Annotated in this window: 20 protein-coding genes and 1 pseudogene; 8 read left to right on the top strand and 13 right to left on the bottom strand. The window is 62.8% G+C overall.

Annotated features, from left to right (window positions below):
• The first annotated feature begins 147 nt into the window (after positions 1-147).
• Positions 148-714, top strand: coding sequence for a DUF6101 family protein (locus tag ASD31_RS10565; protein WP_056332611.1), 567 nt, complete (start codon positions 148-150; stop codon positions 712-714).
• A gap of 89 nt (positions 715-803) precedes the next feature.
• On the opposite strand, the gene ubiA is transcribed toward ASD31_RS10565, so the two are convergent.
• From ubiA to ASD31_RS10580, 3 genes are all read right to left on the bottom strand, one after another.
• Positions 804-1,763 (bottom strand): 4-hydroxybenzoate octaprenyltransferase, encoded by a 960-nt coding sequence (gene ubiA, locus ASD31_RS10570; RefSeq protein WP_056332613.1) that lies wholly within the window; start codon positions 1,761-1,763, stop codon positions 804-806.
• A 63-nt stretch (positions 1,764-1,826) separates the two neighbouring features.
• On the bottom strand, positions 1,827-2,636 hold the full coding sequence (locus ASD31_RS10575) for a MipA/OmpV family protein (protein ID WP_056332617.1): 810 nt from the start codon (positions 2,634-2,636) through the stop codon (positions 1,827-1,829).
• Positions 2,637-2,876: 240 nt separating this feature from the next.
• Entirely contained in the window at positions 2,877-3,692 is an 816-nt protein-coding gene (locus tag ASD31_RS10580; protein WP_056332620.1) for an AraC family transcriptional regulator, read from the bottom strand.
• Positions 3,693-3,817: 125 nt separating this feature from the next.
• Here ASD31_RS10580 and ASD31_RS10585 point away from each other — a divergent pair, with 125 nt between their 5' ends.
• The 5 genes and pseudogenes from ASD31_RS10585 (at position 3,818) to ASD31_RS10605 (ending at position 10,597) form a co-directional block, all read left to right on the top strand.
• On the top strand, positions 3,818-5,017 hold the full coding sequence (locus ASD31_RS10585) for an MFS transporter (RefSeq protein ID WP_056332623.1): 1,200 nt from the start codon (positions 3,818-3,820) through the stop codon (positions 5,015-5,017).
• A 140-nt stretch (positions 5,018-5,157) separates the two neighbouring features.
• Positions 5,158-6,200: pseudogene (locus ASD31_RS25405) on the top strand (spermidine/putrescine ABC transporter substrate-binding protein).
• A complete protein-coding gene (locus tag ASD31_RS10595; RefSeq protein ID WP_056332627.1) occupies positions 6,197-8,578 on the top strand; it encodes a putative bifunctional diguanylate cyclase/phosphodiesterase in 2,382 nt (793 codons plus the stop codon). The pseudogene ASD31_RS25405 and the gene ASD31_RS10595 overlap by 4 nt, the downstream one beginning before the upstream one ends.
• A gap of 84 nt (positions 8,579-8,662) precedes the next feature.
• Positions 8,663-9,934, top strand: coding sequence for a phosphoribosylamine--glycine ligase (gene purD, locus ASD31_RS10600; protein ID WP_056332629.1), 1,272 nt, complete (start codon positions 8,663-8,665; stop codon positions 9,932-9,934).
• A gap of 117 nt (positions 9,935-10,051) precedes the next feature.
• Positions 10,052-10,597, top strand: a complete 546-nt coding sequence (locus ASD31_RS10605; protein WP_056332632.1) for a plant virulence effector HPE1-like domain-containing protein — start codon at positions 10,052-10,054, stop codon at positions 10,595-10,597.
• 154 nt (positions 10,598-10,751) lie between these two features.
• Here ASD31_RS10605 and glyS read toward each other — a convergent pair whose 3' ends face one another.
• From glyS to ASD31_RS10625, 4 genes are all read right to left on the bottom strand, one after another.
• Positions 10,752-13,019, bottom strand: coding sequence for a glycine--tRNA ligase subunit beta (gene glyS / locus ASD31_RS10610; RefSeq protein ID WP_056332636.1), 2,268 nt, complete (start codon positions 13,017-13,019; stop codon positions 10,752-10,754).
• A 129-nt stretch (positions 13,020-13,148) separates the two neighbouring features.
• On the bottom strand, positions 13,149-15,080 hold the full coding sequence (locus ASD31_RS10615; RefSeq protein ID WP_056332638.1) for a DUF2207 domain-containing protein: 1,932 nt from the start codon (positions 15,078-15,080) through the stop codon (positions 13,149-13,151).
• A 35-nt stretch (positions 15,081-15,115) separates the two neighbouring features.
• Complete coding sequence (locus ASD31_RS10620) at positions 15,116-16,384, bottom strand: 3-phosphoshikimate 1-carboxyvinyltransferase (protein WP_056333220.1); 1,269 nt, start codon at positions 16,382-16,384, stop codon at positions 15,116-15,118.
• Between the two features lie 83 nt (positions 16,385-16,467).
• The gene (locus ASD31_RS10625; protein ID WP_156392583.1) at positions 16,468-17,016 is read right to left on the bottom strand and encodes a LemA family protein; all 549 of its coding nucleotides are present in this window, start codon (positions 17,014-17,016) and stop codon (positions 16,468-16,470) included.
• 199 nt (positions 17,017-17,215) lie between these two features.
• Here ASD31_RS10625 and ASD31_RS10630 point away from each other — a divergent pair, with 199 nt between their 5' ends.
• Positions 17,216-17,413, top strand: a complete 198-nt coding sequence (locus tag ASD31_RS10630; RefSeq protein WP_056332641.1) for a hypothetical protein — start codon at positions 17,216-17,218, stop codon at positions 17,411-17,413.
• 44 nt (positions 17,414-17,457) lie between these two features.
• On the opposite strand, the gene ASD31_RS10635 is transcribed toward ASD31_RS10630, so the two are convergent.
• Entirely contained in the window at positions 17,458-18,438 is a 981-nt protein-coding gene (locus ASD31_RS10635) for a GGDEF domain-containing protein (RefSeq protein WP_244483810.1), read from the bottom strand.
• Between the two features lie 276 nt (positions 18,439-18,714).
• Here ASD31_RS10635 and ASD31_RS25920 point away from each other — a divergent pair, with 276 nt between their 5' ends.
• Positions 18,715-18,855 carry a hypothetical protein gene (locus ASD31_RS25920; protein WP_156392584.1) on the top strand — a complete coding sequence of 47 codons (141 nt, stop codon included), beginning with the start codon at positions 18,715-18,717 and terminating at the stop codon, positions 18,853-18,855.
• 117 nt (positions 18,856-18,972) lie between these two features.
• On the opposite strand, the gene ASD31_RS10640 is transcribed toward ASD31_RS25920, so the two are convergent.
• From ASD31_RS10640 to ASD31_RS10660, 5 genes are all read right to left on the bottom strand, one after another.
• Entirely contained in the window at positions 18,973-19,935 is a 963-nt protein-coding gene (locus tag ASD31_RS10640) for a glycine--tRNA ligase subunit alpha (protein WP_056332643.1), read from the bottom strand.
• Between the two features lie 102 nt (positions 19,936-20,037).
• Entirely contained in the window at positions 20,038-20,448 is a 411-nt protein-coding gene (locus ASD31_RS10645; RefSeq protein ID WP_056332646.1) for a PIN domain-containing protein, read from the bottom strand.
• Positions 20,445-20,675: an AbrB/MazE/SpoVT family DNA-binding domain-containing protein gene (locus ASD31_RS10650; RefSeq protein WP_056332649.1), complete on the bottom strand. Its 231-nt coding sequence runs from the start codon at positions 20,673-20,675 to the stop codon at positions 20,445-20,447. Before ASD31_RS10650 ends, ASD31_RS10645 begins: the two co-directional genes overlap by 4 nt.
• A 67-nt stretch (positions 20,676-20,742) precedes the next feature.
• A complete protein-coding gene (locus ASD31_RS10655; protein WP_056332652.1) occupies positions 20,743-20,931 on the bottom strand; it encodes a hypothetical protein in 189 nt (62 codons plus the stop codon).
• A 25-nt stretch (positions 20,932-20,956) separates the two neighbouring features.
• A complete protein-coding gene (locus tag ASD31_RS10660) occupies positions 20,957-21,823 on the bottom strand; it encodes a S49 family peptidase (protein ID WP_056332655.1) in 867 nt (288 codons plus the stop codon).
• Positions 21,824-21,845 lie beyond the last annotated feature (22 nt).

Below are 21,845 nucleotides of genomic sequence, written 5' to 3' on the forward strand. Positions count from 1 at the left end.
TTGCTAACCATCAGGAAATGCAAAGTTTTTTAACTGCGATTTTTAAGCGGTCTCAAACGGCCGCGCCCTATCCTTGGATCACAGAGGACGAAAAGTCCCGAAGAGAAGACCGGAAACCGGCTCTCAAGGAAAACAAGGGCGATAGACATGCTGAACGTACTTTCTCAACCGGCCTGGGTTGAAACCCAGCTGCGGCTGGACCCGAAACGCTTCCCCCAGCAGGCGAGCTACAATCTGCACGGACAGGCGAGCAATGTCACCATCAGCCTCGACGAGCGCGGCGCGGTGATGCGCAAGGTGCTGCCGTCAAGCGGCCTGCCGCTGTCGATCGCCCTGCCCGCCCGCGCCTTCAAGGGCGTTGCGGCCCGCGCCATCGACCATGGAGACGGCGAAGTAACCGTCACGCTCGAGCTTCATCACGAGGATCCGGATCTCTGCGTCCCGCTGCTGGTCGCCCATGATCTTTCCGACATCGCCGCCGACTGGCGCGGCTGGTCGGAGGCCTATCGCATCCCCATGCTGATGGTGGAGTCCGATGGCGTCGCCCGGCCGCTCGAGGAGCATCTCGGCGAAGTCCGCACCCGCGATATCAAGCCGCGCCGCCGCCATTCGCTTTTCAACGAGCGCCGCCCGCGCTTCCTGATGCGCCGCTCCACCGGCAGCCTCGGCGTCAACATGAAGATCGACGGCCAGGAAATCATCGCCCGCCGCTGATCGACACGAATTCCAGCTTCCTCCAGCGCAAAAAACCGGTCGTCCCTGCGACCGGTTTTTTGTTGGCTGTTTCAGCCGGAGCGATCCGTTCAGAGAAGCCGCAGGGCGAGCGAGGCGCAGAGGCTGGCAAAGACGATCAGCCCGACGGTGCTGTTGAACTTGAACAGGGCAAGGCACTGGCCGGCATCGTGAATGTCGAGCACGAGGATCTGGTAGAACAGCATCACCGCCGCAACCACCAGGCCGAGATAGGCGACGAGGCCGGCGCCCGAAAGAATGAAAGACAGAAGCAACAGCAGGACCGCGAGGCCGTAGAGACCGAAAAGCCAGGGACGCGGCCGCTCGCCGAACCGCCTTGCGGTCGAGCGCACGCCGATCAGGGCGTCGTCCTCCCTGTCCTGATAGGCATAGATCGTGTCGTAGCCGATCGTCCAGGCGATAGCGGCGAGATAGAGCACGACGGACGCGGCCGCGATGCCGCCGAATTCCGCTGCCCAGCCCATGATAGCACCCCAGGAAAAGGCAAGACCCAGGAAGAATTGCGGCCAGTCGGTAAACCGCTTGGCAAAGGGATAGATGGCGACGAAGACCAGGGAGAAGACGCCGAGGAAGATCGAGACGCTGTTGAACTGCAAGAGCACGGCCAGGCCGGCCAGCGCCTGCAGCGCCATGAAGATTTTGGCCTGCAGCCGCGAAACGCGGCCCGATGGCAGCGGTCGCGACCTTGTGCGGGCCACTTCCATATCGATGTCGTGGTCGATCAGGTCGTTATAGGTGCAGCCGGCGCCGCGCATGGCGACCGCGCCGATGAAGAACAGAATAAGGTGGAGAACGAAGCGGCTGAGGGAAAAGTTGCCGAGCCCGGCTGCCGCATCGGCCGCCAGCGCCGCCGACCAGAAGCACGGCCACATCAGAAGCTGCCAGCCGATCGGCCGATCCCAGCGGGCAAGCTGGGCATAGGGCCAGAGCGGTCTTGGCAGGGCGCGGTAAACCCAATTGTTGGATGGCGCATCGCGAACGCGCCCGGAATCGGCTGGATTGGTGCTCATACCGCCTGTTTGCAGCGCTTGGCGGGCGCGGTCAAGCGGTCAAGCCGGCCTGCGACGAAGGGCTCAGTTCAGCGTGAAATCGAAGCGGTACGCTGCCGACAGACCGAAGAGGAACTGGTTGCGGCTGCCGCCCTCCCGGACGATGCTGGAATCCGCAGCCGGCCCCATCAGCCGCTTGTATTCTGCAAACGCGCTGGTTTCGAGCTTTTCGGTCGCCTGCCAGGTGACGGCGACGCCGGCGCCAACGGAATTCAGGCCGCCGGACGGATTATATTGCGCATAGCCGGACTTTGCCGATTCCGATGCGTTCACGCCGTAATAGGCGTCGAAATACTCGCTGCTGGCGGCGGAAAGGCGCGGGCCGCCGGAGATCCGCACCGTATCGGTGACATCGACGAAACCATCGGCGGCGACATCGGCGATGATCCCCTTGTGGCTGCGGATGCCTTGGCGCAGTTCGGCGCGGATGCGCAACCAGTCGGTCGGATAGACCTCGGCAAACCCGCCGAGTTCGCCGCCGAAGCGGACGGGATCGAGGCCTTCGAGGTCGGACGACGTGTCCTCGTCGCGCTCGAAGATCAGCTTTCCCGCAAGGCCCGCCCGGAAGGCGCCCTTGTCGACGAAGGCGAAGGCCGGGTTGTCGTTGCGCGAGGAAAACCGCACCGTGCTGCCGGCGCGCCCAAGCGAAATCAAGGGCGCGGCCTGGAACAGGCGATCGGAGGCACCATCATATTTCGGCCCGATAAAGCCGGTGGCGCCGACCTTCAGATACCAGTCTCCCGACCAGAAATGGCCGCCTTCCTGCGCATGAGCGGAAGAGGTTGCCGCAAAAGCGAGGCCAAGGGACAGAAGAAGGGCGGATCGGCGGGACATGACGGCACTCCGGATACAAATTCGGCGGCCAGCACCAGCGTAACGGGCCGGCGGAGGCGGACGAGACAAGCGAAACTGTCGTTTCAGCGGGGTTATAGGCGGCGGCTCACTACCATTGCGTTAACCAGCCGTCTTCAGCCTTTCTTTTCCATGAGGCCTCGTCGGACGAAATCGCTCCTGCGACTTCCTCGCCCGTGTGACCGGGGAACCTGCGACCCGACGCCCGTCGTCCGCCCGCCTTCAGGTGGCGCGCGATTTCAGGTAGGTGCTGGGCGAACTGCCGAGCATGCGGCGAAACATGGTGGTGAAGGCAGCGATGTTCTCATAGCCGGCATCGAGCGCTACATTCGTGACCGGCTCGCCATCCACCAGGCGCGGCAGGGAGGCGAAGATGCAAGCCTGCTGGCGCCAGGTGACGAAGCTGACGCCGGTCTCGGCGCGAAACAGGCGGGTGAAGGAGCGGCGGCTCATGGCGAGTTCGCGCGCCCAGTCGTCGATGCCGGCATTGGCCGCCGGCGATTTCAGGAAATGCCGGCAAAGACGGGCAAGCCTTGCATCGCCGGGAAAAGGCAGGCCGAGCGGCCGTTCGGGCAGGTGGCCGATTTCATCGAGCAGCAATTCCATGATCAGACGCTTGCGCCGCGCCGAGAGCGGTTTATCGTCCGACAGGACCAGTTCCATGATCAGGCTGTCGGCCAGCGCCGTGACCTCGAGCACGCGCGGCCCGCTTGCCCCGGCGACAGCGGTATCGACATAGATGGAATGCATATGCACGTCGCTGATCATCTCGGTGGAATGTTCGAGACCGCCCGGAATCAACAGCGCATGGCCCGGCGGGATCATCCAGCGCCCGCCGGCGGTGCTGACCAGGACGACGCCCCGGCGCGCGCCCCATAATTGTGTTTTCGTATGGCTGTGGGCCGGCACCCGATATCCGGCGGGATAGACTCGCCCGAGTGCCACGACCGAATCCCCCGTCGTCTCAATCCAGGAAAGACTTTCGAGGTGGGCGTTATTGCCATCCTGATTGCTGCCGGTCAGATCGATTGTCCGCATTTGGCCCACTCGCGAAAGAATGCGACCACAGCACGAAAGCAGGCCAACTTCAAGCCCTGTAGACACTGTCCTGCAAGGCTGGCACCGGATGCCGGCCTTTATCTACTGCCGTTGGAGACAGGATCATGGCGAGCATCACATCGAGCCCCGAAATGAATGCCGAGAAGACGGCCGTCTCCGTCATTCTCGCGGTCAGCTTCTGCCACATGATGAACGACATCATGCAATCGCTGCTGACGTCGCTCTATCCGCTCCTGAAAGCCAATTACGCGCTCGATTTCGTCCAGATCGGCCTTCTCACCTTCGCCTTCCAGGTCACGGCATCGCTGCTGCAGCCGGCCGTCGGCGTCGTTACCGACCGCTGGCCGATGCCGTTTTCGCTGCCGGCCGCCATGCTGTCGACCTGCGCCGGGCTGATCACGCTTGCCAATGCCCATCATTTCTACGTCCTGGTGATCGGCGCCTGCCTGATCGGCATCGGCTCGGCGATCTTCCATCCGGAAGCCTCGCGCGTGGCGCGGCTTGCCTCGGGCGGACGCCACGGGCTTGCCCAGTCGCTGTTCCAGGTGGGCGGCAATACCGGCACGGCCATCGGGCCGTTGCTGGCAGCCTTCATCGTCATTCCACGCGGCCAGGGCAGCCTCAGCTGGTTCTCGATCGTCGCGCTCACCGGCTTCATGGTTCTGTCCGGGGTCAGCGTCTGGTATGCGCGCCACCGCCGCAGCTCGGCCGGCCGCAAGCCCGTCAGCCGTGCGCTGCCGCTGCCGCGCAACCAGGTCCTGTGGACGCTGGTCGTTCTCGTCATTCTGACGGCGACGAAGAATGCCTATCTCTCCAGCCTTTCCAGCTATTTCACCTTCTTCACCATCGAGAAGTTCGGCGTCGGCGTGCAGGATGCGCAATTGCTGCTCTTCCTGTTTCTCGGCGCCTCGGCCGTCGGCGTGATCTTCGGCGGGCCGATCGGCGATCGCTTCGGCGCGCGATTCGTCATCTGGTTCTCGATCCTCGGCGTCATTCCCTTCGCGCTGGTGCTGCCCTATGCCAACCTGTTCTGGACCGCGGCACTGGTCATCCTGATCGGCTTCATCTTCTCCTCGGCCTTTTCGGCCATCGTCGTCTTCGCGCAGGAACTCGTGCCGGGTCGCGTCGGGCTGATCGCCGGCATGTTCTTCGGCTTTGCCTTCGGATTCGGCGGCATCGGCGCCGCCGTTCTCGGCATCTTCGCCGATCGCAACGGCATCGAATTCGTCTACAAACTGTGCTCCTACATGCCGCTTCTTGGCCTGCTCACCGTCTTCCTGCCGAGACTGCCCGGCCACCGGTAGGACCACCACGACAAAGGGCGGTCGCGCACGGCGATAGACCAAGGCGCGTGGCTGTTCTTCGGTGAATCCGGCATCTTCTTGTAAGCAATCATCAAGCATTGCCCATTATGGTTGCGGTCGAGACCCTCGGGGTGATGTCGATGCGCAGGATGATGATTGCAGTTTCAGCCCTGACAGGCGCACTGGTTGCAGCGGCGCCCGGCCATGCCGAGACGCTGAACCTGTTGATCTGGGAATCCTATATCGACCAGGAAATCCTTGATCGCTGGACTGCCGAGACCGGCGTTTCCGTAAAACAGATCTATTATGACAGCGGCGATGCCCGCGATGAAATCCTGTCCGACCCCAAGAGCAATATCGACCTTGCCGTCATCGGCGAGAACGGTGCCGCCCTGTTCGGCAAGCGCGGCATCCTGGAGCCGTTGACGGAGGGGAAGGTCCCATCGCTGAAGGACTACAAGGCGCAATGGACCTCGCGTTGCGGCGGCCATGCCATGCCCTATCTGTGGGGTACGATGGGCATCGTCTACCGTTCCGACATGGTGGCATCCAAGCCGACATCCTGGAGCGACCTGATGTCGCCGGTGCCGAGCCTCAAGAAGCACATCGCCATGTATGACGATCACAACGAGGCCTTCATCGCGCCGCTTGCCCTGCTCGGCAAGTCGATCAATGCGAACGACCATGCGACGTTGAAGGCGGCTTTCCAGCTGATGCGGGCGCAGGCCCCCTACGTGCTGACCTATGATTATGTAATCACCTCGATCCAGAACCCCGAGATCGGCAACAATATCTATATCGCGCTTGCCTATAGCGGCGACCAGCATGTGCTCAACGACAAGGCGGGAACGCCCGGCGTCTGGCGCTATGCAGTGCCGAGGGAAGGCACCCTGTCGTGGCTGGACTGCATCGCCGTCACCGCCGCCTCACCGCGCAAGGACCTGGCGCTGCAGTTCCTTGATCACATCGGATCGCCGCAGAGCGCCGCCGCCAATGCCGAGGCACTGACCATGCCGACGGCCAGCGAAGCGGCGTTGAAGCTCGTTCCGGCCGAAATGCGCTCCAACCAGGAAATCTATCCGCCGGCGGAAATCCTCGCCCGCAGCCAGTACCAGGAGGAATTGTCCCCGAGTCGATCCAGACACGCCGCCGCATCATCAGCTCGATGGCGAATTTCCAGTGACGCTCGGCAAACGCGCCTTTTTCCTGATCTTTCCGGTCGTGCTGGCAGGCTATCTGCTTGCCGCACTCTCGGTCTATTTCGCGCAGAGCCAGTCGGTTCTCGCGCTGGAGCGAGCCCGGCTGTCCCAGCAGCTCGATCATATCGCCGCGCTGTTCCGCAACGAAGTCGGCCAGAGCCGCAGCTTTCTCTATTCGCTGCTGGAGGGCGATGCGGTCCGGCTGTTCGTTTCCGAAACCGACGAAGCCTATCGCGACAATGCGCTGGCGCTCAGGCTGCAGCAGAATATCCGCTCGCTCTCCGACGACCCGAAGAAATTCATCTCCTTTGCCATTTTCAATCCGAACCTGACGCCCGGCTATTATTTCGAAAACAGCGACGATCCCTTCGCCCAGATCGGCGAGCCGCAATTTTCGCTGGCGCGGCAACTCGCCGCCGGCGGCCAGTTGCGTGACTGGACTTTTCTCCACGATCGGCAGTCGCGGCCGCTGATCGTCTACTCGGAATTCATCGATCCGGTGACCTTCAGCCGGCCGCTGCCGAGCGCCAAGGCAAGTGCGCTGCTGATCCAGGTCGCCATCGAACCCACCCAGTTCCTGACGATGCAGAAGACATTGCAGGCGGAATATCGCACCGAGATCGATTTCGCGGCCGCGCCGCCGCGCGGGGCAGGCGACGACGCCGTGTCCGCCTCGGTACGCATGGGTCCGTCGCTGTTTGCAACGCTCAGCCTGCCGGCCTCGCATCCCTCCGGCCATATGGGGCCGTTGAAGCTGTTGCTCGGCCTCGGTGCCCTCGTTATGAGCCTGGTATCCGTCGGCCTGATGATCATTCTCATCCGGCGCTTCATCACCAATCCCATGAGCGCGCTCGACCTGCAGGTGACGGCGGTGATGAGCGGCGAGACGGACAGCATCCGCGAAACCGGCGCCGCCGGCGAGATCGGCCGCCTGACGGGCAATATCCGGCAATTGCACGACCAGTCGCAGCGGGCACTCCGGTTGGTCCAGCACGCTTCCTGGACCGACACGCTGACCGGCATCAGCAATCGCGGCCATTTCAACACGCTGGCCGCCGAAATTGTCCGCGACACCATCGCCACCGGCGGTCAATGCAGCCTGCTCTTCATCGACATCGACAATTTCAAATTCGTCAACGACAAATACGGCCACGAGATCGGCGACGAGCTCCTGAAGATGCTGGCGGCGCGGATCGACGCCGCCGTCGGCGCCATCATTGACCGCCGGTCGCTGCCACCCGCCATCCTGGCGCGGCTTTCCGGCGATGAATTTGCCGTTCTCGTGCAATCCGGCGCGGGCGATGGAACCATCCGGGAAATCTGCGGCGCCATTCTTGCGCTGTTTTCCGACGGCTTCGAGATGCGCGGCAAGCACTATCCGGTGACCGCTTCCATCGGCGTCGCTATCTGCCCGACCGATGCGACCAATCTCACTGAGCTGATCTCGAATGCCGATGCGGCCATGTACCAGGCAAAGACCGAGGGCAAGAACCGCCCCTCACGCTTTTCGAGGGAGTTGCAGGACAAGCGCGACCGTATCCGGCTGATCCAGGAGGAGCTACGGCTTGTCGATCCGGACGAGCAGTTCCACCTCGTCTATATGCCGATCGTCGATGCCCGGGGCCGGGTGACGGGCTGCGAGGCGCTCTTGCGCTGGGTCTCGCCGACGCTCGGGAATATCACGCCGGACGAATTCGTGCCGATCGCCGAAAGCTCCGGCCAGTTCACCAAGATCGACTGCTGGGTGATCGACCGCGCCATGTCGGAACACCACCGGCTGAAGCAATTGTTCGGCACGGAGACGGTGCTGGCCATCAATATTTCTTCCGCAGAACTCTACTCCCAATCGATCAGCAATTATTTCTGCGTCTGCCTGGAACGGCATGGACTGGATCCGAGGACGATCGAGATCGAACTGACGGAGACCTATGCCGTCAAGCTGGGCGATCAGTTGCATCGCAATATCCAGTCCCTGCGCGAGCGCGGCTTCCGCATCTCGATCGATGATTTCGGCGCCGGTTATACTTCCGTCCAGCAGATCATCGAATATACCGCCGACACGATCAAGCTCGACCGGGCGTTGGTGGAAAATCTAGCGACTGCACAATCGCTGCCGACGCTCCGGGCCGTCATCGCCCTTTGCCATGCGCAAAAAATGTCAGTGGTCGGCGAAGGCGTCGACACCGATGAAAAACGCGCCATGCTGACGGCGGCCGGTTGCGACAATTTCCAGGGCTATCTGATCAGCAAGCCGCTAGCGCTTGCCGATCTGTCCATCTGGGCGCTGAAACAGGCCGCGGAGACCGCCACGGACGACAATTGGCACATGCCCATTCGCCGCCATCCGGCCCGCCTGCCCTAGGCGGCGGCGCGTTTTTCTCCGAATATCCTTGACCTTCGGTCCCCCTCGCCTTAACCGCAGCGCAAGAATGCGGACGAGGTGGCGATGAGAGTTCTATTGATCGGATCGGGCGGGCGCGAGCATGCCCTGGCATGGAAACTGGCGCAATCGCCGCGCCTCGGCGCGCTCTACGCCGCCCCCGGAAATCCCGGCATCGCCGAGCATGCGCAACTGGTCGTCCTCGACACCGCCGACAATGAGGCTGTGCTTGCCTTCTGCAAGGCGGAAACAATCGATTTTGTCGTCATAGGACCTGAAGCGCCGCTGGTGGCGGGGCTTGCCGACCGGCTTCGCCAGGGCGGCATCGCGGTTTTCGGACCATCGGCCGCTGCGGCACAGCTTGAAGGCTCGAAGGGTTTTACCAAGGATATCTGCGCCCGTTACGATATCCCCACCGGCGCCTATCAGCGGTTCACCTCGGCCGAACCGGCAAAGGCCTATATCCGCCGCGAAGGCGCACCGATCGTCATCAAGGCCGACGGGCTTGCGGCCGGCAAGGGCGTGACGGTGGCGATGACGCTCGACGAGGCGCTCGACGCCGTCGACAGCTGTTTTGCCGGCGCCTTCGGTGATGCCGGCGCTGAGGTCGTCGTCGAGGCCTATCTCGACGGCGAGGAGGCAAGCTTCTTTTGCCTGTGCGACGGCACCTCGGCGCTGGCGCTTGCCTCGGCCCAGGACCACAAACGCGTCGGCGACGGCGATACGGGGCCGAATACCGGCGGCATGGGCGCCTATTCGCCGGCGCCGGTGATGACGCCTGATATGGTCGAGCGAACGATGCGCGAGATCATCGAGCCGACCATCCGGGGCATGGCCGAGAGTGGCCATCCTTTCACCGGCGTGCTGTTTGCCGGGCTGATGATCACCGCCAAGGGACCGGAACTGATCGAATACAATGTCCGCTTCGGCGATCCCGAATGCCAGGTGCTGATGATGCGGCTGAAGAGCGACCTTTTGACCTTGCTGCACGCCGCCGCGACCGGAACGCTTTCTTCCGTCGACGCCGAGTGGCGCGACGAGGTGGCGCTGACCGTGGTGATGGCATCCAAGGGTTACCCCGGCGCCTATGAGAAGGACACGCCGATCGACAGCCTTCCGCCGGAAGATGCAAACACCAAAATCTTCCATGCCGGAACCGCGCAGAAAGACGGGAAACTGGTGGCGACCGGCGGCCGCGTGCTCAACGTCACCGCCATGGGGTCGAGCGTCAGCGCCGCCCAGCAACAGGCCTATGCGGTGCTTGACCGGGTGGTCTGGGACAATGGCTTCAGCCGCCGCGACATCGGCTGGCAAGCGGTGGCGCGCGAAAGGAACTGAGTGTCCGGCAACGGGCCGACGGCGGCCGAAAAGTCACTCAATCTTTACCAATTCTCCTGACGGGAACGTAACGGAGACAGGCTATTTTCTGCTTGAAGATTTTCAAGGAGAATGCCGATGCGCGCCCTCTTGTTCACATCCGCCAGTCTTTTTGCCGCCAGTCTTTTTACGGCCGGCGCCGTCGGCGCGACGTCGATCGAAAACCTGGCCAGCGGAGAGAGCGGAAACGGCAGCGTCTCGCAGCTGAGCTGCGCCCATTGCCCGCCGCCCGTCGTCAAGAAGAAGAGCAGCTATGTGGTGCCCGAAGTCGCACCCGGCACGGACCGGGTGGAACTGAAGGAGATCAATGGCGAGATGATGGTGGTGCGCACCGAAGCCTGGCTCGGCGGTTCGCCGGTCGTCTTCGTCAGCACGTCGCAAGCCGCCATAAAGGCAGCCGAGGCAAGGATTGCGCCCCAGGGCGAAACACCGGCAACACGGCTTGCCGTGGTGGACCCGACGCCGACAGAGGCCAAGGCGATCGCCGCCGTGACCGTCATCGACAGAGCCGCCACGACCGGCGCGCTGGATATGGCAGCGACCGCCGATATGGCCGCCATCACGCCGCAAGACGGTCGTTCACAAGAAGTTGATCTTCAAAAATTTGAACTTCGGCTAAAATAACCCCGAACTTCCAGTCCCTGCCCCCGCCAGCCGCGCTCAAAAGGCTGAAACGGGCTTTCGCCCTCCAGGCGAGAAATTGCGCCCCTGAGAGAAGCAGGGGCGCAATTTTTTGCGGCGTTCACACAGTCGCTCTCGATTCACAGGTGAGCCAAGGTTACCCCGAAATCTTCGAGAAATCCGCGACGGTGCCGGTGGCTGCGCGGATCAGGCCAAGCAGGGCGAGGCGGTTGGCGCGGACGGCTTGGTTCTCGTCATTGACCAGGACATCGGCAAAGAACCGGTCGATCGGGCCGCGCAGCTTCGACAGGGCTTCCATGGCGGCACGGAAATCTTCGCTCGCAATCGCGTCGCTCGCCTCCGTGGAGGCCTGCGTGACGGCGGCATGGAGCGCTTTTTCGGCATCGAGCGTGAGAAGCGACGGATCGACGCTTGCGGCGACCTCGGTGCCCTTCTTCTCCTCGGCCGCCAGCAATTGCGTGGCGCGCTTGGTCCCGGCAAGAAGGTTCTGGCCTTCCTCCGAGGTGATGAAAGCGGTAAGCGCTTCGACGCGGCGGGCGACCATCAGGAGATCGTCATTGGCGGAGAGCCCGCCCCCCTCACCCGGCGCATGTGCGCCACCCTCTCCCCGCCGGGGAGAGGAGGTCCCTGCCGCAGCCCCTTGCTCCCTCTTCTCCCCAGCGAGGAGAAGGTGGCCCGAAGGGCCGGATGAGGGGGATGCGGCCAAGACAGCATCGATTAGGTCGTGGCGGGCGCCGAGATCGCGCAGATAGACTTTCAGGCGGTCATGGAAGAAGGAGAGGAGGTCCAGATCCTCGACAACGGAAGATAGCGGCAACCGCACCCCGCGCTCCAACAAGATCCGCACCACGCCGAGCGCGGCACGTCTCAGCGCATAGGGATCCTTCGAACCTGTCGGCTTTTCATCGATCGCCCAGAAGCCCACCAGCGTATCGAGTTTGTCGGCGAGTGCTACGGTGACTGCCACCGGATCGGTGGGGACCTGGTCGGAGGGGCCTTGCGGCTTGCGGTGATCGCCAATCGCGGTGGCGACGGAGGGATGTTCGCCCTGGAGCAGGGCATATTTCATACCCATGATGCCCTGAAGCTCGGGAAATTCGCCGACGGCTTCGGTGCGCAGATCGGCCTTGCTAAGGACCACGGCACGATCGACGAGCGTCGGATCGGCGTTGGTCACCTTGGCCAGTTCGGCGGCAAGCGCACGGATGCGCTGAACACGCTCGCCCTCCGTGCCGAGCTTGGCGTGGAAGGTGACGTTCAAGGCATCGAGCTTGGCCATGCGCTGGTCGAGCGGCTTCTTCAGGTTGAGATCGAATTTTTCCGCCGAGGCTTGCAGCGTTTCTAGGTCCGGCAGGTCGCCCTGGTCGCGGGTCCAGAAATGCCGGGCATCCGAGAGGCGGGCCCGCACCACCTTGCCATTGCCATGGACGATTTCGCGGCCGCCGTCCTTCGCCTCGATATTGGCGACGAGGATGAATTTGTTGGAGAGGGCGAGATCGTCGGAGGGGTTCTCTCCACCCGCCGGCCGCGTCACGAAACATTTCTGGTTGGTCTTGATCGTCAGCCGGATGATTTCCGGGGGGATGGCGAGGTAATCCTCCTCGAAGGCGCCCATCAGCACCTGCGGCCATTCGACGAGGCCGGAGACTTCGTCGAGCAGGGCCTCGTCCTCGACCAGTTCCAAGCCATTGGCAAAGGCGATATTGGCGGCATCCGTGGCGATGATCTCGCGGCGACGGTCGGCATCGAGCACGACCTTGGCCTTTTCCAGTTTCTCGATGTAATCGGCAAAGCGGCGCACGGTGATCGCCTCCGGCGCGTGGAACCGGTGGCCATAGGTGACGTTGGAGGCGGCGATGCCATCGACATCGAAGGCAACGACCTGTGTTTCCTCGTTTTCAGGGCCGAACAGGCAGATGATCGACTGCAGCGGCCGCACCCAGCGCAGGGCGCCCGGTCTTGCCGAGGCAGCACCCGAGCGCATGGATTTCGGCCAAGGGAAATTGCGGATGATGCCAGGCATGACCTCGGCGATGATCTCCTCGGCGGCCCGGCCCGGCTTGACGAGATGGGCGACGTAGAAATCACCCTTCTTCGGGTCGCTATGGACATGGGCCTGGTCGATCGATGTGAGGCCGGCACCGCGCAGAAAGCCTTCGATGGCCTTCTCATTGGCATCGGTGCGCGGGCCCTTGCGTTCCTCGCGCAGATCGGCCGAGCGGGTGTTGAGGCCGCGAATGTCGAGCGTCAGCCGGCGCGGCGTCCAATATTCGCGCGCGCCCTCATAGGTAAGACCCGCCTCCACCAGCGCATCGGTCAAAAGCTTCTTCAGCTCGCCGGCAGCCTTGCGCTGCATGCGAGCCGGGATTTCCTCGGAGCGGAGTTCAAGCAGAAGATCGGGCATGGATTGGATGCTTTTCCAGAAGACAGGGAGACTGCCCGGGACTTAGCAAGCCCGACGGCAAAAGTCATCCATTCAATGGCGGAAAGTTCGAGGCTCTGGCGGCGTCGCCTTCGACAATGGCAAGAGAGTCTACCACCCTCCCCCGCCTCCGCCACCACCGCCGCCGCCGGAGAATCCGCCGCCGCTGGAGAAGCCGGAGGACGAGCTTTTGGGTGGCGGCGGGAGGGAAGCGGTCATGGTATCGGCGAGCGAGCCGGCAAAGCCGCCCATGCGGTCGCCGAAGGAGCCGGCGGTGAAGTTGTCGCCGTGATACCAGGCGGGCTGATAGGCGGCAGCACCGGCGGCGGCCGCGAGAAGCCAGCGATCAAAGGTCTCCGACCAGGGTTTTTCGACCCCAAGCGCAACCGCATAGGGCAGCAGCGTCTCGAAATGGCGCGGCGACATCTGCGGCGCGCCGGCCATGTTCATCCGGTCCTTTTCGGCCAGCGTCAGATATTGGCGAAGCCCGTCTATGCCGTCCATCATCCGCGCGCCGAGCGGCGTCGGAGCGCCCATGAGGAAGAAGAACAGGAGATTGACCAGCAGGATCCCGCCGACGCCGATCAGCAGCGGCAGTTGCCGGGCCGACACCGCCTCGAAGATCATGAAGGCAAAGACGCCGGAAAAGGCGGAGACGGCGATGAAGCCGAAAAAGGCAATCACGACGATCGAAAAGATGCGCGCGGCAAGGCTTGCCTTCCGGCGGACGGTTTTTCCGAAACCGACGGCAAAGACCGAGATGAAGACGGAGGCAACGACGGGCACGACGACGAGGCCGATGCCCTGTTCATCAAGGCCGCCGAACAGGAAGATGGCAAGCAGGAAGAGGACCGACAGGACAAGGCCGCCGACGATATAACCGGTATTGGCACGGTAATATTTGCCGCGATGCTCGCGCTCCATGGCGGCGCGGAAATCGGCGCCGGTCTTCTGCACGGCCGGGCCATTCGCCTTGTCGATGACGAGCCTGCCCTCCCGCGCCACGACGGCCTTCAGGAGCGCTGCCTCGCCGGCCGGCAATTTTTCCGAGAATGCGGTCTTCGTGGTCGTGATGACCAGCGCATCCTTCAGGTCCTCGAGCACCACATGGCCGCGCACCGCCAGATTGAGCGCCGCGGCCGAGAGCGCCGTCCAGCCCTGGCCGGAAAAACCCCTGTTGTCGATATAATTGACCAGCGCCGGCGAGATGCCCTCCGGCGCATCCCAGCGCGGCACCATGACGCCACGGGCCGGATCGCGGCCAACCTTCATCCACAGTCGCGTATAATAAAGCGCGACGACAACGAGACCGAGAATGGCGAGGATCGGCGCCAGGCGATCCTGCAGCCACCAGAGATTCTGCTGGCGCGTCGTGGGCGGCGCAATGGCGCCCTTGGCCATCTTGACGGCGATGGTCAGTCCCTCGCCGGGCTGCAGGACGCGCGTCGTCGTAAAGGCGATCTCGTCGCCCCGTTCGACAGCGCGTGCTTCCTTGCCGGTTTCGCCATGGCGGCCGGTGAAGATGTCGAGCGCCTCCACCTTCACGCCCGGCGGCAGGCTGACGGTCGCGGAGGCCTGTTCGATCGGGAAGGCCCATTGCGTGCCGGTGACGTTCCAGTATAGCTCGTCGTGATCCGGAAAGAAGCGGATCTGGCGGTCGGTTTCATAGGTGAAGCGGAAGACATGCTCGCCGTGCGGCAGGAGCACATCGGCATCACCGGTAAAGATGCGGATGCCGCCGTCTATGCTTTCGGTCCGATGGGGTTCCTCCGCACCATCACGCTCCACCGACAGGAGCTTGAAATCGACCCGGGCGCTATGTCCGCCGGGCTCGATGAAGGTCAACGGAATATCGCGGTAGATGCCACGCCGGATGCGATCGCCCTCGACATTGGCGGTGATCGTTTCCGTCACGGTCAGCTTGCCATCGGCCGCAAGGTCGATGGCCGAATGATAGTCGGTAAAGATCTCCTGCGCCCGCATCGGCCCGGCCGCGGCAAGCATGAAACAGAGAAGGCCGAACGCGGCGAAGACATGTCTCATGCGGATCGGTCCTTTCCATTTCACGCGGTGGCAGCTTAAGGCGCTACACCCTCGAACGTCACGCCGAGGGAGGCAAGCGCCCGCCAATAGCGCGGATAGGTCTTGGCGACGCAGCCGGGATCGAGAATGGTGATGCCGTGGATTTTCAACCCGGCCAATGCGAAGCTCATGGCGATGCGATGATCGGCGAAGGTGTCGATCTCGGCCGGCAGGGTCTGGCCGGCAAGCGCCGGATCGGACGCGACCAGCAGGTCGTCGCCTTCCTCGATGCCGAGGCCGGGCCGGATGTTCGACAGGCCGATCGACAGCGCCCGGATGCGATCGCATTCCTTGACGCGCAGGTTTTCGATGCCGGTGAAACGCACCGGCGTTTCGTTGAAGGCGGCAAGCACCGCCAGCGTCGGCACCGCGTCCTGCATCTGCGATCCGTCGATGAGGGCGGGCATATGCGGGAAGGCGGCGATGATCCGCTGGGCTCTGGCATCGGGCTGCGAAAAGGCATCGGCCGCCACGCCAAGGTCGATCCGGCCGCCGGTCAGCACTTCCGCCGCCCAAAGATAGGTTGCGGCGGAGGCATCCGGCTCGACAAGGAAATCGGCGGCACGGTAGCCAGTCGGCTGGACCCGCCAGAGCGATGGGCCGGGCTCCGTCACCTCGGCACCGAAGGTGCGCATGGCGGCCAGCGTCAGGTCGATATAGCCGCGCGCGCCGATCTCCTCGCCGGCAAGGCCGATCTCCACCGGCCGGTCGCCGCCCGCCGCCGCCATCAGGAGGGCCGAGACATATTGGCTGGAAAGGCCGGCATCGATGGTCACCCGCTCGCCCGGAAAGCCGCCCCGACCCGCAATGGTCACCGGCGGACATCCGGTTTCAGCCTCCACCGTCACGCCGAGCGCGCTGAGGGCCTCGACCAGCGGCGCGATCGGCCGCTTGCGCATATGGCTGTCGCCATCGACCACCACCGTGCCGTCGACAAGAGCAGCAGCAGCGGTAAGAAAGCGCGTAGCGGTGCCGGCATTGCCGAGAAAGAGAGGCCTTTCCGGCGCCGAAAGCCTGCCGGTCCCGGTGACGATGAAGCTCGTATCATCCGGCTCGTCGATCCTGACGCCCATGGCGCGAAGGGCATCCGCCATGTAGCGCGTATCGTCGCTCTTGAGCGCACCGGTAAGCCGGCTCGTGCCCTTGGCAAGGCCTGCCAGAAGCAGGGCGCGGTTGGTGATCGACTTCGATCCGGGCGGGCTGACGCGGCCTTCGAGCGGGTGGCCCGGCGGCACCATGGTCAGCTTTTCGGCTTCAGTGTTCATGCTCATGTCTCTTCATGCATAGCCAGCGGCGCGTCTCGTCGTTTTCGACAGCCGTCTACGACGGAACCGGATCCGGGGATAGATCAAAACTTGACGGCTGGCACGGCGCGGTCGGCCTCGTTGTCGATCTCGAAATAATCCGCCTTGGAAAAACCGAAGGGGCCGGCGATGAAATTCGACGGAAAGCTCTCGACCTTGACGTTCAGATCCCGGGCGGCGCCATTGTAGTAGCGGCGGGCCATCTGCACCTCGTCCTCGATCTCTCCCAGCGACTGCTGCAACTCGGAGAAATTCTGGTTGGCCTTCAGGTCCGGATAGGCTTCGGAGAGGGCAAAAAGCTTGCCCAGCGCCTGGCCGAGCATGCCTTCGGCCGCGGCGCGACCGGCGACATCGCCCGACGGAACGGCCTGGGCGCGGTTCCTGAGTTCGACGACCTCCTCCAGCGTGCCCCTTTCGTGGGCGGCATAACCCTTGACCGTCTCGATCAGGTTGGGGATCAGGTCGGCACGGCGCTTCAACTGGACGTCGATGCCGGACCAGGCCTCCTCCTTCACCTGTCGCGCCTTTACCAGGCTGTTGTAGAGAATGATCAGGTAGAGGATCGCAACCGCGCCGATGGCCAGACCAATCATCAGGATTCCTTTCAAGATGTTCGCGCGGTCAGCTTAAGCATCGGCGGCGGCGGTTGGAAGACAAATTTCAGCGGCGACATCGCGTCTTCCCGGTTTCCCACACCGACTGTCTTGTCCCTGTTCCGCCGGGAACCGCGCCACCGCGCGAATTGATCGATGATCACACCATCAGATCAACACCGACCGCCGGACAGAACCGATGAAACCGCTCGCAGCCCTGATCAACATCATCGCCTTCACGGCCCTGTTCATCGCCTATGCGGGCAGCATTTCCCTGGAAAAACCGGCCGGCGTGCGCCGCGCATTGCAGACCTATGCCGGGCAGACGATGGCCGACGCCTTTCCATCGGTGAAATCTGTCCGGGAGATCGGCGTCGATACCGGGAGCCTGGCCTGATCCGGGACTCACGTCCGGCGCCTTTCGCCCCCTCGCGGCCGGGACTAGTCCGTCCCGTTTCGCTGCGCCTTGGGCGCGGGCTCGCAGGCGGCAGCCAGAATCTGGCCGAAACAGACGACGGCGACGCGCCGTTCCGTGGTCTTGGCCAGATACATATATTCGTCGGCCCGCTTCAGGAAGGAGATTGCCGTATCGCGCGCTTGCAGGAAAGTAACGCCGACGGCAGCGCCCGTATAGGTCACGCGCCCGTCGATGGCGATGGGCTTGAAGATCCGCTCCATATCGGCCTGGAGATGTTGCTGCAGGTCGCCGGCCAGTTTCGGGTCGATCTCGAAAAGGACGACGAACTCGTCGCCGCCGATCCTGGCGATGAAATCGGTGACGCGAAAGCTTTCGCGGAGCCGGCTGGCGATGGTCCTCAAGACCTCGTCGCCGGCGGCATGTCCCATCGTGTCGTTGACGGACTTGAAATCGTTGAGATCGATGAAGGCGAGCGCAAGGGTCCGGTCGCTCAGTCCCTGGCCAGCGACATAGTCGGCCACCACCTCGTCGAAACAGGCGCGGTTCGGAAGACCGGAGAGCGCATCGGTGCGGGCCGAGGCTTTCAGGGCGTTTTCGATTTCGCGCTGCTGGCGGACACGTGCGGAAACATCGACGATCACCTCGATATCGAAGGAAACACCATCGACCACCGTTCTCTGCGCGGAGATCAATGTCGGGATGAGCGTGCCGTCGGCATGGACGATCTCGACCTCTTCCAACTCGTAGGAGCCCTCTTCCGCCAGCATGCGATGGCGTCGGTCTCGGGCGGGACTGGCAATGGCGGCGCCCTCCGAGGTCAGTTTTTTACCGCGGATATTCTCCCATTTGAAGCCGGTCAGCCGCAGATAGGCATCATTGACCTTGGCATAGCTCGACGTCCTGGTGTCGCTCGTCGTGATGGCCATGGCGATCGGAGCGAACTCGAACATGCGCATCAGCATCGAGGCCAGAACCTCCGGCGGCAGGATGTCCTTGTCTTCCATATCGCGTCCCTGATTGATCGCGCGAACAATCTGGCACGTAATTGTTTACAGCTTACTGACGTTGACGTGTCGCGTTGTCACGAAAACCGGCTTGCCAACTCGCTAGAACTGGCGATTGCGGCCAATCGGGCAAATGCTATTGTTCACCCCTGTCTTCCGCGTAAGCACGGGCAGTTGGCGCCGTGCCGGGCCATGAAGGCCACTCCGAAACCTTACGGCGCGACGCAGGGCAAATGCGACGCCGCCAAACCATCGGCGAAGTGCGAAACTTGAAACATGACCATCATTTCCATGATCACGCTCTCGGCACTGGTGCTCGTGTGCCTCAGCCACCTGGCGGCCATTCGCGCCCAAAGGCAGGAACGGAAGCAGAAAAGCCTCGTACCCGTGCCTATCCGTATCACGGACCGGCACTGACAGCCCCGAGCCTTGCCCTCGACCACAGCGACGAGGGCAACAGGCGGCCTGTTTCCGCCGATTTTCCGCGTCGCATCGGACGCTCATGGTGCTGAAGCTTGAATGTCCGGTTGCCGATCAGGCGGCCGCCTTGTCGAAACCCGCCCCACCCGCATCGGTCAGCAGGAAGGCTTCGCCACAAGCCTTGGCAAGGGTGCGGACGCGCAGGATATAGCTCTGCCGCTCGGTGACCGAGATCACGCCGCGGGCATCGAGCAGATTGAAAACGTGGCTTGCCTTGATGCACTGGTCATAGGCCGGAAAAACGCATTTGTGCAGGGCGGCGTTGGCCGTTCTATCCGGCGCACCGGCTGCAAGAAGCGCAAGGCACTCCTTTTCCGCATCGACGAAATGCTGCTGCAACATCGCTGTGTTGGCATATTCGAAATTATGGCGTGAATATTCCTGCTCGGCCTGCAGGAAGACATCGCCATAGCTGATCTTCTCGTCGCCTTCGCGGCCGTTGAAATTGAGGTCGTAGACATTGTCGACGCCCTGCACATACATGGCCAGCCGCTCCAGGCCGTAGGTCAATTCGCCCGAGACCGGCGAGCATTCGATGCCGCAGACCTGCTGGAAATAAGTGAACTGCGACACTTCCATGCCGTCGCACCAGCATTCCCAGCCGAGACCCCAGGCGCCCAGCGTCGGGCTTTCCCAGTCGTCCTCGACGAAGCGGATATCGTGCAGCAGGGGATCAAGCCCGATGGCTGCCAGCGAGCCGAGATAGAGTTCCTGAAGGTTCGACGGATTGGGCTTCAAGATCACCTGGTACTGGTAATAATGCTGCAGACGGTTGGGGTTTTCGCCGTAGCGCCCATCGGTCGGACGGCGCGATGGCTGGACATAGGCTGCCCGCCAGGGTTTTGGGCCGAGCGCCCGCAAGGTGGTCGCCGGATGAAAGGTGCCGGCGCCGACCTCCATGTCATAGGGCTGCAGCACGGCGCAGCCCTTGTCCGCCCAATAGGCATGCAGCGTCAGGATCAGCGCCTGAAAGGAGCGTTTCGGGTTCATGTGATCCGGCAGATCGGGGCTGGTCATGGCGTCAGTCCAGGTTGAATTTCAAGATTGTCTGGTGCCATGGTGGGCGATAGGGGTCAAGGCCTTGAGGGAAGCACCTGGTCGGCGAAGTGTCGTGAAGGCTTATTCCAACACGTCCAAGAACGGGTTCAAAATGGTAAGCCGGCCGTCCACCTGCAGGCCGTGCTGCATGTCTTCCGACAGGCATTGCCCGGAACCGGCCTGCAGTGCGGCGGCAATCATCAGGGCATCGAAGACAGAAAAATTGTAGCGTGCGGCCAGATCGAGCGCGCGGGCATTGCATTCCCGATCAAGGGGCACGATCGCCGTTGCTAGCGTGCAGATATCATCGGTCGCGGCCTGGATTTCCGCCCAGTTCATGCCGAGCTTGCGCCGGGCAACATTGGCGAATTCGTTCAATGCCTGAACACTGATGATGAAAGGCTTCGACAGAAGCAGATGGGCTTGCGCGGCGCGCCGATCATCCGTCAAGGCATAGATCAGGATATTCGTGTCCAGCAGCGGCGGGATCACCGCGCATTCGCCTCGCCGCGGTCGAAGGTCCAGCCTGCTGGCAGGCGCCTGGCGGACGCCATGACGCGCCCAAGCGCCTCTTCTCGCGTCCGGTCACGCTCGATCTCGAAAGCGCGCTCATCCGCGATCCGCACCGCGATTTCATCGCCTTCCTTCAACTGCAATGCCTCGACCACTGCGGAAGGAATGCGGATGGCAAGACTGTTTCCCCATTTCGAAACCTGCATTCGAGCACTCCATGATATATCTTAAAAATGTATATCATGAAGATCGGCACGCCTCAACCGAGCGAGTTCACTCCGGCTCCTTCAGTCGGTATTCCCCCGTAACCGGATCCTTGATCAGCGTGCCCTGCGTGCCGGTTTCCTGGCGGCGGCGGGCTTCTTCCTGGCGGCGGGTGAGCTTTTCCGCATCGGTCACGAATTTCCGGTAGCCTATCCAGGCAATGGCTGCGAACAGCAGCAGTAGAATGATTTGCGGCATTCGCCTCCCTTCCCCTCTTAAGTCCTCACAGGCCGTAACGGCCCCATAATGCCTTTTCCTCCGCCACTTCCGCAAGTCCGCCGAGGGCCTGTTGCGCGAAATGTCCGGCCAGATCTCCGGTCAGCGAGGCGCCCGGCTGGCGCAGGCCAAAGAGGCCGCGCGACGCGGAGACGAGCTTGAGTTCGATCTTTTCGCCAAACCGCTTCTGCAACTCACCGCGCATGTCGCCCAGGCTATCGACCAGCCCGAGTTCCTGGCCACGCCGCCCGGTCCAGAAAAGGCCCGAGAAAATATCCGGCGTCCCGGCCAGAAGATGACCGCGCCGCGCCTTGACCATGGAAATGAAGATTTCGTGGATTTCCAACTGCAGGCTCTTGAGGAATTCGACATCCCTTTCCTTTTCCGGCTGGAAAGGATCGAGCATGACCTTGTTGGAACCTGCGGTATAGACCCGGCGCTCGACGCCGATCTTCTGCAGAAGCTCGACAAAGCCGAAACCACCGGAGACGACACCGATCGATCCGACGATCGAGGTCGGATCGGCGATGATCTCGTCGCCGGCGAGCGCGATCATGTAGCCGCCGGAGGCCGCTACATCCTCGACGAAAACAAGCACGCGCTTCTTCTTTTCTTCCGCCAGGTCGCGGATGCGCTGGTAGATCAGCCGCGACTGCACCGGCGAACCGCCGGGCGAATTGATGGAGATGGCAACGGCTGGCGCGCCTTTCGTGGAAAAGGCCTTTTCCAGAAGCGGGGCGACACTGGCCAGATTGAGGGCCGGACGGAAGCGGCTGCCGCCGGCCATGATCGTGCCATGCAGACGCACCACCGGGATGGTCAAGCCTTGCTTGCGAAAGCGCTTCGGCAACAATTTCCTCAACAATCCAGCCATCTTGTCTCCGTATTCCAGTCAT

Origin of the sequence: Rhizobium sp. Root482, from assembly GCF_001426565.1 — a bacterium.
Taxonomy (GTDB): Bacteria; Pseudomonadota; Alphaproteobacteria; order Rhizobiales; family Rhizobiaceae; genus Pararhizobium.

Excerpts from the sequence above, each read along its gene's own strand:
- ASD31_RS10585 (WP_056332623.1), top strand. The coding sequence starts at position 3,818 with ATGGCGAGCATCACATCGAGCCCCGAAATGAATGCCGAGAAGACGGCC.
- ASD31_RS10615 (WP_056332638.1), bottom strand. The coding sequence starts at position 15,080 with ATGAGACATGTCTTCGCCGCGTTCGGCCTTCTCTGTTTCATGCTTGCC.
- ASD31_RS10650 (WP_056332649.1), bottom strand. The coding sequence starts at position 20,675 with ATGCAGGTTTCGAAATGGGGAAACAGTCTTGCCATCCGCATTCCTTCC.
- purD (WP_056332629.1), top strand. The coding sequence starts at position 8,663 with ATGAGAGTTCTATTGATCGGATCGGGCGGGCGCGAGCATGCCCTGGCA.
- ASD31_RS10620 (WP_056333220.1), bottom strand. The coding sequence starts at position 16,384 with ATGAACACTGAAGCCGAAAAGCTGACCATGGTGCCGCCGGGCCACCCG.
- ASD31_RS25920 (WP_156392584.1), top strand. The coding sequence starts at position 18,715 with ATGACCATCATTTCCATGATCACGCTCTCGGCACTGGTGCTCGTGTGC.
- ASD31_RS10580 (WP_056332620.1), bottom strand. The coding sequence starts at position 3,692 with ATGCGGACAATCGATCTGACCGGCAGCAATCAGGATGGCAATAACGCC.
- ASD31_RS10630 (WP_056332641.1), top strand. The coding sequence starts at position 17,216 with ATGAAACCGCTCGCAGCCCTGATCAACATCATCGCCTTCACGGCCCTG.
- ASD31_RS10660 (WP_056332655.1), bottom strand. The coding sequence starts at position 21,823 with ATGGCTGGATTGTTGAGGAAATTGTTGCCGAAGCGCTTTCGCAAGCAA.
- ASD31_RS10605 (WP_056332632.1), top strand. The coding sequence starts at position 10,052 with ATGCGCGCCCTCTTGTTCACATCCGCCAGTCTTTTTGCCGCCAGTCTT.
- ASD31_RS10635 (WP_244483810.1), bottom strand. The coding sequence starts at position 18,438 with ATGGAAGACAAGGACATCCTGCCGCCGGAGGTTCTGGCCTCGATGCTG.
- ASD31_RS10575 (WP_056332617.1), bottom strand. The coding sequence starts at position 2,636 with ATGTCCCGCCGATCCGCCCTTCTTCTGTCCCTTGGCCTCGCTTTTGCG.
- ubiA (WP_056332613.1), bottom strand. The coding sequence starts at position 1,763 with ATGAGCACCAATCCAGCCGATTCCGGGCGCGTTCGCGATGCGCCATCC.
- ASD31_RS10655 (WP_056332652.1), bottom strand. The coding sequence starts at position 20,931 with ATGCCGCAAATCATTCTACTGCTGCTGTTCGCAGCCATTGCCTGGATA.
- glyS (WP_056332636.1), bottom strand. The coding sequence starts at position 13,019 with ATGCCCGATCTTCTGCTTGAACTCCGCTCCGAGGAAATCCCGGCTCGC.
- ASD31_RS10640 (WP_056332643.1), bottom strand. The coding sequence starts at position 19,935 with ATGACCAGCCCCGATCTGCCGGATCACATGAACCCGAAACGCTCCTTT.
- ASD31_RS10625 (WP_156392583.1), bottom strand. The coding sequence starts at position 17,016 with ATGATTGGTCTGGCCATCGGCGCGGTTGCGATCCTCTACCTGATCATT.
- ASD31_RS10565 (WP_056332611.1), top strand. The coding sequence starts at position 148 with ATGCTGAACGTACTTTCTCAACCGGCCTGGGTTGAAACCCAGCTGCGG.